13 protein-coding genes are annotated in these 12470 nt (G+C 68.6%); 8 read left to right on the top strand and 5 right to left on the bottom strand.

The window, feature by feature from the left end; genetic code table 11:
* Position 1: 1 nt before the first annotated feature.
* From FZ033_RS05110 to FZ033_RS05095, 4 genes are all read right to left on the bottom strand, one after another.
* A complete protein-coding gene (locus FZ033_RS05110; RefSeq protein WP_149575088.1) occupies positions 2-295 on the bottom strand; it encodes a sarcosine oxidase subunit delta in 294 nt (97 codons plus the stop codon).
* A gap of 96 nt (positions 296-391) precedes the next feature.
* Positions 392-1645, bottom strand: coding sequence for a sarcosine oxidase subunit beta family protein (locus FZ033_RS05105; protein WP_149575087.1), 1254 nt, complete (start codon positions 1643-1645; stop codon positions 392-394).
* A gap of 395 nt (positions 1646-2040) precedes the next feature.
* A complete protein-coding gene (gene glyA / locus FZ033_RS05100) occupies positions 2041-3315 on the bottom strand; it encodes a serine hydroxymethyltransferase (RefSeq protein ID WP_149575086.1) in 1275 nt (424 codons plus the stop codon).
* A gap of 229 nt (positions 3316-3544) precedes the next feature.
* On the bottom strand, positions 3545-4891 hold the full coding sequence (locus FZ033_RS05095; protein ID WP_149575085.1) for an L-serine ammonia-lyase: 1347 nt from the start codon (positions 4889-4891) through the stop codon (positions 3545-3547).
* A gap of 265 nt (positions 4892-5156) precedes the next feature.
* On the opposite strand from FZ033_RS05095, the gene FZ033_RS05090 reads away from it, so the two are divergent.
* The 8 genes from FZ033_RS05090 to FZ033_RS05055 all read left to right on the top strand — a co-directional run bounded on the left by FZ033_RS05090 (position 5157) and on the right by FZ033_RS05055 (position 11074).
* The gene (locus tag FZ033_RS05090) at positions 5157-6173 is read left to right on the top strand and encodes a GlxA family transcriptional regulator (RefSeq protein ID WP_269149851.1); all 1017 of its coding nucleotides are present in this window, start codon (positions 5157-5159) and stop codon (positions 6171-6173) included.
* Between the two features lie 38 nt (positions 6174-6211).
* Positions 6212-6535, top strand: a complete 324-nt coding sequence (locus tag FZ033_RS05085; RefSeq protein WP_149575083.1) for a putative quinol monooxygenase — start codon at positions 6212-6214, stop codon at positions 6533-6535.
* Between the two features lie 171 nt (positions 6536-6706).
* Positions 6707-7066 carry an ArsR/SmtB family transcription factor gene (locus tag FZ033_RS05080; protein WP_149575082.1) on the top strand — a complete coding sequence of 120 codons (360 nt, stop codon included), beginning with the start codon at positions 6707-6709 and terminating at the stop codon, positions 7064-7066.
* Positions 7059-7628, top strand: coding sequence for an arsenate reductase ArsC (locus FZ033_RS05075; RefSeq protein ID WP_149575081.1), 570 nt, complete (start codon positions 7059-7061; stop codon positions 7626-7628). The genes FZ033_RS05080 and FZ033_RS05075 overlap by 8 nt, the downstream gene beginning before the upstream one ends.
* An 8-nt stretch (positions 7629-7636) precedes the next feature.
* A complete protein-coding gene (gene arsC / locus FZ033_RS05070; protein ID WP_149575080.1) occupies positions 7637-8062 on the top strand; it encodes an arsenate reductase (glutaredoxin) in 426 nt (141 codons plus the stop codon).
* Between the two features lie 23 nt (positions 8063-8085).
* Positions 8086-9141: an ACR3 family arsenite efflux transporter gene (gene arsB, locus FZ033_RS05065; protein ID WP_149575079.1), complete on the top strand. Its 1056-nt coding sequence runs from the start codon at positions 8086-8088 to the stop codon at positions 9139-9141.
* 11 nt (positions 9142-9152) lie between these two features.
* Complete coding sequence (arsH, locus tag FZ033_RS05060) at positions 9153-9875, top strand: arsenical resistance protein ArsH (protein WP_149575078.1); 723 nt, start codon at positions 9153-9155, stop codon at positions 9873-9875.
* The gene (locus FZ033_RS05055) at positions 9872-11074 is read left to right on the top strand and encodes an MFS transporter (protein ID WP_232847336.1); all 1203 of its coding nucleotides are present in this window, start codon (positions 9872-9874) and stop codon (positions 11072-11074) included. Before arsH ends, FZ033_RS05055 begins: the two co-directional genes overlap by 4 nt.
* Positions 11075-11107: 33 nt before the next feature.
* Here FZ033_RS05055 and FZ033_RS05050 read toward each other — a convergent pair whose 3' ends face one another.
* On the bottom strand, positions 11108-12127 hold the full coding sequence (locus FZ033_RS05050; RefSeq protein WP_149575077.1) for a TRAP transporter substrate-binding protein: 1020 nt from the start codon (positions 12125-12127) through the stop codon (positions 11108-11110).
* Between the last annotated feature and the right edge of the window lie 343 nt (positions 12128-12470).

Below are 12470 nucleotides of genomic sequence, written 5' to 3'. Positions count from 1 at the left end.
CTCACTTGCCTCCTTCGGCGGGAAGGGCAGGGCGCGGCTGGCCCATCTCGTAGCTCGCGAGGAAGCTGTCGCTCACGGTGTTGCGCAAGGCGTTGAACCAGCGGCCGCAGCCGTGGGAATGCAGCCAGCGCTCGGCGTGCACGCCCTTGTTGCTGGTGCGCACGAAGAGATATTCGGCCCACTGGGCGTCATCGAGGGCGCTGGGGTCGGCCGGGCGGGCGATATGGGCCTCGCCGCCGCAGTGGAATTCCACCTCGGGGCGCAGTCCGCAATAGGGGCAGGGGACGAGGAGCATGGTGCAGATCCTCCGGAGCGTTTTCAGCGAAAGTGGGCACCGGTTTTGCGTGAAGAAAACGCGGCAAGGACAAACAACTAGGGCGCAGCAAGCGCCCTAGTGGGCAACGGCCGCCGCCGCTGCCTCGTCGATGAGGCGGCCGGTGCGGAAGCGGTCGAGGGTGAAGGGGGCGTTGATGGGGTGGGGCTCGTCGCGGGCGATGGTGTGGGCGAACACATGGGCCGAGCCCGGCGTCGCCTTGAAGCCGCCGGTGCCCCAGCCGCAGTTCACATAGAGCCCCTTCACCGGCGTCTTGCCGACGATGGGCGAGCGGTCCGGCGTCACGTCCACGATGCCGCCCCAGGAGCGCAGCATCTTCATGCGGGTGAACTGCGGGAACAGCTCGCAGATGGCGTCCAGCGTGTGGGTGGTGATGTGCAGGCCGCCCTGCTGGCTGTAGGACACATATTGGTCCGTGCCCGCGCCGATCACCAGTTCGCCCTTGTCGGACTGGGAGATGTAGGCGTGCACGGCGTTGGACATGAGCACGCAGGGAAAGCACGGCTTCACCGGCTCCGACACCAGCGCCTGCAGCGGGAAGCTCTCCAGCGGCATGCGCACCCCGGCCATGCCCATCACCATGGAGGTGTGGCCGGCCACGGAGACGCCGATCTTCTTGGTCTTTATTGTACCGCGCGAGGTTTCCACGCCCGTCACCGCGCCATCCGGGCCGCGGGTGATGGCGGTGACCTCGCAATTCTGGATGATGTCCACGCCCAGCGCATCGGCGCCGCGGGCATAGCCCCACACCACCGCGTCATGGCGCGCCGTGCCGCCGCGCCGCTGCAGCGCCGCGCCCATCACCGGATAGCGGATATCGGGCGAGATGTTCAGCGGCGGGCAGAATTCCTTGGCCTGTTCCGGCGTCATCCACTCGTTGTCGATGCCGTTGAGGCGGTTGGAATAGACGTGGCGCTTGAAGCTCTGCACGTCGTGCACATTGTGCGCCAGCATCAGCACGCCGCGCTGGGAGAACATGACGTTGTAGTTCAGCTCCTGGGACAGGCCTTCCCACAGCTTCACCGCGTGCTCGAACAAAGCGGCGCTTTCGTCATACAGATAATTGGAGCGGATGATGGTGGTGTTGCGCCCGGCATTGCCGCCGCCGATCCAGCCCTTTTCCAGCACCGCGATGTTGGTGAGGCCGTGCTCCTTGGCGAGATAATAGGCGGCGCCCAGGCCATGGCCGCCGCCGCCGATGATGATGGCGTCATAGGCGGCCTTGGGGGTGGGGTTGCGCCACTGGCGCTCCCAGCCCTGGTGGCCGTTGAGGGCTTCGGTAAGCAGCGAGGAAATGGAAAAGCGGCGCATGGGCCTCACGTCCTTGTTCTGCATTCAGGATGCGCCTGGCCGGGGCGGCGTTCTCGTCGAAATGCGACCGGATTCTGGAATGGATGCGACGGGGGGTAGGATGGCGGCTGGGGCCGAGGCTCACGGCGAACACCTCAACCACCCGTCATGGCCGGGCTCGTCCCGGAAGTCGGCTGTTGCCGACTTCCGCTTTTACGAACGGAACCCGCAAACATGCGGGGTCCGGCCATCCACGCCGAGCCGTTTGCGCGCCGTTCGTCATTGAGCGCCCGGCCGTGCCGCGTGGATGCCCGGCACAAGGCCGGGCATGACGGCGGTTCAATGGGGCGGGGGTGCTCCGGCTCTCCTTCCGCTCACGCTTCAGTCGGCCGGGACACGAGGTCCCTCACATCCCCTCACACCCCCGCATAGAGCGGGAAGTGGGCGCACAGCTCGGCCACCTTGGCGCGCGTTGCCACCTCGGCCTTGCCGTTGGCCTCGGCGCCGTTGGCGGCAAGGCCGGTGAGCACGTCGGCGATCAGGTCGCCCACCTCTTCGAACTCGGCGATGCCGAAGCCGCGCGTGGTGCCCGCCGGGGTGCCGAGGCGAATGCCAGAGGTCACGAACGGCTTCTCGGGGTCGAACGGGATGCCGTTCTTGTTGCAGGTGAGGCCGGCCCGCTCCAGCGCCGCTTCGGCCGCCTTGCCGGTGACGCCGAAGGGCCGCAGGTCCACCAGCACCATGTGGCTGTCGGTGCCTCCCGAGACGATGGCCGCGCCCCGCGCCGAAAGCCGGCCGGCGAGCGCGCGGGCGTTGGAGACCACCTTGAGCGCATAGGTGCGGAAATCGTCGGTGAGGGCCTCGCCGAAGGCCACCGCCTTGGCGGCGATCACATGCATCAGCGGGCCGCCCTGCAGGCCCGGGAACACAGCCGAATTCAGCTTCTTCGCCAGCGCCTCGTCATTGGTGAGGATCATCCCGCCGCGCGGGCCGCGCAGGGTCTTGTGGGTGGTGGTGGTCACCACATGGGCATGGGGGAAGGGGGAGGGATAGGCCCCCGCCACGATGAGCCCGGCATAATGCGCCGCATCCACCATGAGATGCGCGCCCACCGCATCGGCGATGGCGCGGAAGCGGGCGAAATCGATGATGCGCGGATAGGACGAGCCGCCGGCGATGATGAGCTTGGGCTTATGCTCATGAGCGAGGCGCTCCACCTCGTCATAGTCGATGAGGGCGGTGTCGCGGGTGACGCCATAGCCGATGGCCTTGAACCACTTGCCCGACAGGGTCGGCGGCGCGCCATGGGTGAGATGGCCGCCGGCCGCCAGCGACATGCCGAGCAGGGTATCGCCGGGCTGGAGCAGGGCCATCAGCACTGCCGCATTGGCCTGCGCGCCCGAGTGCGGCTGCACATTGGCGAAGCCGGCGCCGAACAGCTGCTTCGCACGATCGATGGCGATCTCCTCCACCACGTCCACATGCTCGCAGCCGCCGTAATAGCGCTTGCCCGGCAGGCCCTCGGCATACTTGTTGGTGAGCACCGAGCCCTGCGCGGCGAGCACCGCCTCGGACACGATGTTCTCCGAGGCGATCAGCTCGATCTGGTCCTGCTGGCGCTTCAGCTCGGCGCGGATGGCGTCGAACACGGCGGGGTCGGCGGCGTGGCTGGGGGGAACGTGAAGGGTCATGGGCGTTGGTCCTTCTGGAAGGGATAGGGTGTTCTTGGGGTGGCGAAGCGGGCGGTGCTTGTCGGGATGCCCCGTCTTATCCCCGCCGTCATGCCCGGCCTTGTGCCGGGCATCCACGCGGTCCGGCCGGGTACGGCTTGTCGAGCAATGCTCCAGCGGCTCGGCGTGGATGGCCGGGACAAGCCCGGCCATGACGGCGGTTTTGAAGCCGGAGTTCGCACGTGACCTCTCAGCATTCCGGCACGTTGACCGCGAGGCCGCCCTGGGAGGTTTCCTTGTATTTGGACTGCATGTCGGCGCCGGTCTGGCGCATGGTCTCGATCACCTGGTCGAGGGAGACGTGGTGGATGCCGTCGCCCCGAAGCGCCAGCGAGGCGGCGGCGATGGCCTTGTTGGCGCCGAAGGCGTTGCGCTCGATGCAGGGGATCTGCACCAGCCCGCCGATGGGGTCGCAGGTCATGCCGAGGTGATGTTCCATGGCGATCTCGGCGGCGTTCTCGATCTGCGCCGGGCTTGCCCCCAGCACCGCCGCGAGCCCCGCCGCCGCCATGGAGGCAGCCGAGCCCACCTCGCCCTGGCAGCCCACTTCGGCACCGGAAATGGAGGCGTTGCGCTTGATGAGCGCGCCCACCGCCGCCGCCGTCAGAAGGAAGTCCCGCAGCTGGGCGTGGCTGGTATCGGGGCAGATGTCGCGCACATAGCGCAGCACCGCCGGCACGATGCCCGCCGCCCCGTTGGTGGGGGCGGTGACGATGCGCCCGCCGGCGGCATTCTCCTCGTTCACCGCCATGGCGAACACCGAGACCCAGTCCATGATCTCGTGGGGCGGGCGCTGGTTGGCGAGACGATCGGCCTGAAGCTGGGCGTGGATGGCCTTGGCCCGCCGTTTCACCCTGAGCCGGCCGGGCAGGGCGCCCTCGCGGGCGAGCCCCCGGTCGATGGAGGCGAACATGGCGTCCAGGATGGCATCAAGGCCCCGTTCCACATCCTCGCAGGGGCGCAGGGCGCACTCGTTGGCCAGTTGCAAATCGGCGATGGAGAGCTGCGCGCGGGCGCAGGCGGAGAGCAGCTCCGCCGCCGTGGCGAAGGGGTGGGGCACGTCCTGCGCCGTCGCTTCGCGCGCCTCGCCCTCCTCCACCACGAAGCCGCCGCCGATGGAATAGAACACGCGTTCTTCGAGGATCGCGCCGTCCTCTCCAAACGCACGAAAGCGCATGCCGTTGGAGTGGAGCGGCAGCAGGGTGGCGAAATCGAAGATCAGGTCACGCTCGGCATCGAAGGCGATGCGGGCGCCGTCCACCTCGATGAATTTCTGGATGGCGAGGCGCGCGGTGAGCACCGGCACCTCGTCCGGGTCCAGCGTGTCGGGCGCGGCGCCCATGAGGCCGACGCAGATGGCGGTGTCGGAGCCGTGGCCCTTGCCGGTCCAGGCCAGCGAGCCGAACAGCTCCGCCGTCACGCGCCGCGTGTCCTGCGGCAGCCCATCGCGAAACCGCCGCGCCGCCACCATGGGCCCCACCGTGTGCGACGAGGACGGGCCGATGCCGATCTTGAAGAGGTCGAACACGCTGATCATCGGTTGCCTCTGCCTTGGGGGTGTGCCGCTGTGTTGGGCAACGCCGTTTCGGCGCGCGCCGACCGCTCCTCTTTCCCGCCTGGGGGAGAGGATTTCGCCCGGTCTTGACCTGCCCCCGGACGGGGCCGATGCTGCGATACTGCCTGCCGAAAGCGCATTGATCTCGGCGTGGTGCGACCCTTGTCTGGAACAGATGCGACATTCACTGCCCTCCCGAACGCCGCCGGGTGCCCGGCACCCGAGCGCTAAGCTGCGGGTGGGCTTCGTGCTCATGCACAATTTCACCCTCACCGCGTTTTCGAGCTTCGTGGACGTGCTGCGCCTCGCCGCCGACGAGGGCGACCGCTCGCGTCCCATCGGCTGTTCGTGGCAGGTGATGAGCCCCGGCCGGCGCCCGGCGCGTTCGTCCTGCGGCATCGACATCCAGCCCACCGCCGATTTCGGCGATCCCGGCGATTTCGACTACATCGTGGTGGTGGGCGGCCTGCTGCACGGCATGCCGCCGCTGCCACCCATGGTGGCCACCTGGCTCCAGCGCGCGGCGCGGGAGAATGTGCCGCTGGTGGGGGTGTGCACCGGCTCGTTCGTGCTGTGCCGGCTGGGGCTGATGGCGCAGCGCAAATGCTGTGTCAGCTGGTACCACTACCGCGATTTCCTGGAGGAATTCCCCACCCTCGTGCCGGTGGCCGACCAGCTGTTCGTGGTGGATGGCGATCGCATCACCTGCTCCGGCGGGGCCGGGGTGGCGGACCTTGCGGCGCAGCTGGTCACCCAGCATCTGGGATCGGCGGTGGCGCAGAAGGCGCTCAACATCCTGCTCATCGACCGCCCGCGCACGGCCGATAGCGCCCAGCCGGCACCAAGTCTGGGCGGGCAAGGCGGTGCGGGTGAAGGGCGGGGGGACGGCGGCATCGAGGATGCACGCGTCTCCCGCGCGCTGCTGCTGATGGAGCAGAACCTCGCCGAGCCTTTGCCCATCGCGGCGCTGGCCGATGCGCTGGCGGTGAGCCCGCGCCAGCTGGAGCGGCTGTTTGCCGAGCGCCTGGGGGAAAGCCCGCAGGAGAGCTACCTGGCGCTGCGCCTGCGCCATGCCCGCTGGATGCTGGCCAACACCCCGTTTTCCGCCGCCCGTATCGCCGCCGATCTGGGCTTTGCCGACGGCTCCCATTTCGGGCGGGCGTTCAAGGCCCGCTTCGGCGAGACGCCCGCCGCCTTCCGCCGCGCCACCGTCCGTCCCGCCCGCCGCTCCGCCCCGGCGGAGGAGACGCGGGTGTTCGATTAGAGACCCCGGCCACACCGGGTGCAACACGAGGAGACCCCATGAGCACGACCGAGTTGAACGCCACCCCGGCGCCTTTCGTGGTGATCGCGGAGTTCGATGTGGAGCCCGCCCGCCTCGCCGATTTCCTCGCCGTCGCGCGCGATGACGCCGCCCATTCGGTGGTCGACGAGCCGGGTTGCCAGCAGTTCGAGGTGACCGTGCTGGAGGGGTCGTCCACCGTGGTATTCTTTGAGATCTATGACGACCGCGCCGCATTCGACGCCCATCTGGAGACGCCCCACCTCGCCCGCTTCCGCGCCACCTTCCCGGCCCTGATCCGTGCCGAACCGACGGTGCGCTTCGGCGCCCTGCGCAGCGCATAGGGCGCGTCGCCGTTGTCCATTCCCGTCCGAGGCCGGAAACATCCGGCTTCGGTGCGGGAGAGGGAGCGGCAGCGGTGCTCCCTTTCAATTTGAGGCACGACCTCCCCCACCAAATCGCTTGCCAACGCCATCCGCTTTGATCAATATCTCAATATATATTGAGGTATTGAAATGGATGAAGCCCACGCCCTTGCCGCCTTCGCTGCGCTCTCGCAGGAGACGCGGCTGCGCATCTTGCGGTTGCTGGTGGAGGCCGGCCCGGAAGGCCTCGCCGCCGGCGCCATCGGCGCGGCCATGGATGGGGCCTCGTCCTCGCGCATGTCGTTTCACCTGAGCCACCTGGAGCAGGCGGGGCTGGTGGCGTCGCGACGCGAGGGGCGCTCCATCCTCTACAGCGCGGTCTATCCGACCCTGTCGGGCCTGATCGCCTTCCTCATGCGCGACTGCTGCCAGGGCCACCCCGAGGTGTGCGCCCCCGCCGTCGCCGCTTTGTCCTGCGCCTGCGAACCGACCGAGGCCACCCATGTCTGACGCAACGACGCCTGATTCAAGTCTGCCCGACGCCACCACGGGGCACGTCTTCAACGTGCTGTTCCTGTGCACCGGCAATTCCGCGCGCTCGATCCTCGCCGAGAGCATCCTGAACAAGGACGGCGCCGGCCGCTTCAGGGCCTTTTCGGCCGGCAGCCAGCCGAAGGGCGAGGTGAACCCCTATGCTCTCAAGGTGCTGGCCGCCCTCGACTATCCCGCCGAAGGCTTCCGCTCCAAGAATTGGGCGGAGTTCGCGGCCCCCGACGCGCCGGTGATGGATTTCGTCTTCACCGTCTGCGACAACGCCGCCGGCGAAATCTGTCCGCTCTGGCCGGGCCAGCCCATGACCGCCCATTGGGGCATCGAGGACCCCGCGGCGGTGGAGGGCACCGACATCCAGAAGGAGGCCGCCTTCGTCGCCGCCTTCCGTTATCTGCGCAATCGCATCTCGGTGTTCACCGCCCTGCCCATCGCCAGGCTCGACCGGCTCGCGCTGGGCGCGCAACTGCGGGAGATCGGCCGGCTCGACGGCACCACCCACCCCCGCCCGAACGTTGCGTGAGGCCCGCCATGGACGTGATCATCTACCACAACCCCGCCTGCGGCACCTCGCGCAACACCCTGGCCATGATCCGCAATGCGGGCATCGAGCCGCATGTGATCGAATATCTGAAAACCCCGCCGTCGCGCCCGCTGCTGGCTGAGCTTATCGCCCGCGCCGGCCTCACGGTGCGCGGCGCGCTGCGGGAGAAGGGCACGCCCTATGGCGAGCTTGGCCTTGCCGATCCGGCGCTCACCGACGACGCCCTGCTCGACGCCATGATGGCCCATCCCATCCTCATCAACCGGCCGCTGGTGGTGTCGCCCAAGGGCGTGCGCCTGTGCCGCCCGTCCGAGCTGGTGCTGGACCTGCTGCCGCCCCAGCAGGGCGCCTTCGCCAAGGAAGACGGCGAGCGTGTGGTGGATGCCGCCGGCCAGCCCGTCGCCGCCGGCTGAAGCACGGCAGAGAGATTTCCATCATGTCCATTTTTGAACGGTTCCTCACCGTCTGGGTCGGCCTGTGCATCATCGTCGGCATCGCGCTCGGCCATCTGGCGCCGGCCGCGTTCCAGGCCATTGCCGTCGTTGAGGTGGCGAAGGTCAATATTCCGGTGGCGGTGCTCATCTGGCTGATGATCGTGCCCATGCTGCTGAAGATCGACTTCGCCGCTCTGGGCGAGGTCGGGCGCCACTGGCGCGGCATCGGCGTGACGCTGCTGGTGAACTGGGCGGTGAAGCCGTTCTCCATGGCGCTTTTGGGCTGGCTGTTCATCGGCTGGCTGTTCCGCCCGCTGCTGCCGGCGGACCAGATCGACAGCTATATCGCCGGCCTCATCATCCTCGCCGCCGCGCCCTGCACCGCCATGGTGTTCGTGTGGTCGAACCTGACCCGTGGCGAGCCCCATTTCACCCTGTCCCAGGTGGCGCTCAACGATGCCATCATGGTGGTGGCCTTCGCCCCCATCGTGGCGCTGCTGCTGGGGCTCTCGGCCATCACCGTGCCGTGGGGCACGCTGGTGCTGTCGGTGGTGCTCTACATCGTGGTTCCGGTGATCGTGTCGCAACTGGTGCGCCGGCGGCTGCTGGCGCAGGGCGGGGCGCAAGCCCTCGATAGTGTGCTCGCGCGGCTCGGTCCGGTCTCGCTGGTGGCGCTGCTCGCCACGCTGGTGCTGCTGTTCGGCTTCCAGGGCGAACAGATCATCGCCCAGCCGCTGGTGATCGCACTGCTGGCGGTGCCGATCCTGATCCAGGTCTATTTCAACTCGGGCCTCGCCTACATCCTCAACCGCATTGCCGGGGAGGAGCATTGCGTGGCGGGGCCGTCCGCCCTCATCGGCGCATCCAACTTCTTCGAGCTGGCGGTGGCGGCGGCCATCTCCCTGTTCGGCTTCCAGTCCGGGGCGGCGCTGGCCACCGTGGTGGGCGTGCTCATCGAGGTGCCGGTGATGCTCTCCGTGGTGTGGATCGTGAACCGCTCCAAGGGCTGGTACGAGCGCGGGGGGCAGGCCGCAAAGCCGGCACGCCAGACGCCATGACGCAGGACACCATGAGCGACAACACCCTGCCCAACCTGGACGCCCGCGTCCTCCCCCTCCCGACTATGGATGCCCTGCTGCCGGCCGCCCCCTCCCGGCATCCGCCGCGCATCCTGCTGCTCTACGGCTCGCTGCGGGAGCGCTCCTACAGCCGCCTGCTGACGCGGGAGGCCGAGCGGCTGCTGCAGCATTTCGGCGCCGAAACCCGCATCTTCGATCCCCACGATCTGCCGCTGCCGGACGGGGCGCCGGTGGATCATCCCAAGGTGCAGGAATTGCGCGAGCTGGCCCTGTGGTCCGAGGGGCAGGTGTGGTGCAGCCCGGAGCGGCACGGCGCCATGAGCGCGGTGATGAAGGCGCAGATCGACTGGATCCCGCTCGCCATCGGTGCCATCCGCCCCACCCAGGGCCGCACCCTGGCGCTGATGCAGGTGTGCGGCGGCTCCCAGTCCTTCAATGCCGTCAACCAGATGCGCATTCTGGGGCGCTGGATGCGCATGCTGACCATCCCCAACCAGTCCTCGGTGGCGAAAGCCTATGCGGAGTTCGACGCCGCCGGCCGCATGAACCCCTCCCCCTATTACGACCGCGTGGTGGACGTGATGGAGGAACTGGTGAAGTTCACGCTGCTGACCCGGGACGTGGCGCCTTATCTCACCGACCGCTACAGCGAGCGCAGGGAAGCCGCCGCGGCGCTGGACGCCCGCCTCGCCCTCGACGCGGCCGTGCGGTGACGGCGCCGGGCGGCGGCACGGCATCTGTCGCCGCCGCGCCGGGGGCGGCGCGGGGCATCATCGTTGCGCTGGGCGTGGTGCAGATCCTCACCTGGGGCTCGTCCTATTACCTGCTGGCGGTGCTCGCCGCTCCCATCGCCGGGGACACCGGCTGGCCGCTGCAATGGGTGGTGGGCAGCCTCTCCCTCGGGCTGTTGGTGGCGGGGTTCGCATCGCCTCGGGTCGGCGCGCTGATCGGGGCCCATGGCGGGCGGCCGGTGCTGATGGCCGGCTGCGGCCTGCTGTCCCTTGGGCTGCTCGTCATCGCGCTGGCGCCGAGCCTCACGCTGTTCGCCCTCGGCTGGTGCATCATCGGCGCCGGCATGGCGGCAAGCCTCTATGACGCGGCCTTCGCCACGCTGGGCCATCTCTACGGCGCATCGGCCCGTCGCCCGATCACCTCGCTCACCCTGTGGGGCGGCTTCGCCAGCACCGTGTGCTGGCCGATCTCCGCTTTCCTCGCCGCCCATCTCGGCTGGCGCGGCGCCTGCCTCACCTATGCGGCGGTGCAGGCGGCGGTGTGCGTTCCCCTGCTGGCCGTCGCGCTCCCGACCCAAGGCCGCACCAGTGGCCCGCGCGGCGCCGGCGCGGGACGGCCGCCCGTCATCCTGCGCGGTGCGGAGCTGACCACCTTCCTGCTGCTGGGCGGCATCGTCACCCTCGCGGGCATCATCGCCTCCACCATGTCGGTGCAGGTTCTGGCCCTGCTGAATGCCAAGGGCTTCAGCCTGGCCGAGGCGGTGGCGGCGGGCGCGGTACTTGGGCCATCCCAGGTCGCCGCCCGCGCCATCGAACAGGCGAGCGGCGGCCGCCACCATCCGCTGTGGACCATGACGTGGGCGGTGGGGCTGATGGCGGTGGGGCTGGCGCTTCTCGCCGCCGGCTTCCCCCTCATCGCGGCGGCGCTGGTCGCCTATGGCGCCGGCAACGGCCTGTTCTCCATCGCCAAGGGGGCGGTTCCCCTCGCGCTTTTGGGGGCGGAGCGCTATCCGGTGCTGGCGGGACGGCTAGCGCGGCCGGCGCTGCTGGCCCAGGCTTTGGCGCCGCTCGGGGCGGCCTATGTGCTCACCTTCGCCGGGGCGGGAGCCGTGCTCGGCCTGCTGGTGATGCTGGCTCTCGGCGCCGGCGTGCTGCTGGGCCTGCTCTGGCTGTCGCGCTGAACAGGCCCGCCCGGGCGCCGGGGTCGCCTGAGGTTACACCAGCTTGCGGGTGGAGGATTCCAAAAGGCTCCAGGCCTCGTCGCCGAAGGTCTTGCGCCATTCCGCGTAGAACCCGCCCCGGGTCAGGGCTTCCTGGAATGGCGCCCGGTCGGGCGAGCTGAAGATCATGCCCTCGGAGATGAGCTTCTCCTTGATGCCGGAGGAGAACTGCGCCAGCAGCCGGCGCTGGGTGATGGCCTCCTCATTGAAGATGTGCTGGACCATGTCCTGCAGGTCGGCGGGAAGCCGCCCCCACACTTTGCGGCCGGAGATCATCCAGAAGCCTTCCCACATGTGCGAGGTGAGGGCGCAATATTTCTGGACCTCGTAGAAGCGGTAGAATTGCAGGTGGGGGATGGCATTCTCCTGGCCGTCGAACACCTTGGTCTGCAGCGCCGTATACAGCTCGTTGATGTTGGCGCTGGCGGGCGAGGCCCCGAACGCCTTCCACAGGGAGATGAAGATGGGGGAGACCGGCACCCGGATCTTCAGCCCCTGCACATCCTTGAAATCGTTGACCTGCTTGCTGCCGGTGGTGAGCTGGCGGAAGCCGTTGTCCCAGATCCGGTCCATGGTGACGAGGCCGAACTTGGTCAGCTCGTTGCGCACCATGGCGCCGAGCGCGCCGTCCATGGCGTTCCAGACCTGATCATAATTGTCGAAGGCCATGCCCACATTGTTGATGGCGGCCACCGGCGAGAGGGTGGAGAGCACGCCGGTGGGAATGAGCATCATCTCCAGCGCGCCCTGGCGCACCTGGGAGAGCATGTCGGTGTCGCCGCCCAGCTGGTTGTTGGGGAAGAACTGGATGTCGAGCCGCCCGCCGGATTCGGTGCGCACGCGATCGCAGGCGATGCGCGCCTGCACCGAGGAGGGATGGTCCGAGGGCCAGTCCGCACCCAGCTTGAAGCTGAATTCGGCGGCGCGGGACGGGGTGGCGAGGCTGAAGGCGCCTGCGGCGGCAAGTCCAGCCGCCGCGCCTTTCAGGATCGTACGACGAGTAAGGTGGGACATGCTTCCTCCTTGGATGTCTTTTGTTTTGGTTGTTCAGACATGACGGGGCGTTGGCAGACCGCATCGCGATCTACCCGGGATGTTCTTCTCCTTTGAACAAGAGGATCCCGGCCGTTGGCGCGGCCGAAATCCTCATACCGTCGGCCTCGGTCCTTGACCGATGCCAAGTGGGTTCGCTCAAGGTGGGTTCGCCCAAGCGCCGCGCGGGCTTGGCCAACGGCCCGTGGGCGAAGCTCACGGGCCGTTGGGATAAGATGGGGGGGGGGGGGGGCAGGCCCGCCACCGCTCCCGGCGTGCGGTGGGGTCGGGCCGCGCCGCCGAATAGAAAAAGGGCCCGCAAAAG

It is taken from the genome of Xanthobacter oligotrophicus (assembly GCF_008364685.1).
Classification (GTDB): Bacteria; Pseudomonadota; Alphaproteobacteria; order Rhizobiales; family Xanthobacteraceae; genus Xanthobacter; species Xanthobacter oligotrophicus.
Note: the sequence above shows the minus strand (reverse complement) of the source record. Positions and strands in the feature narration are given on the sequence as shown.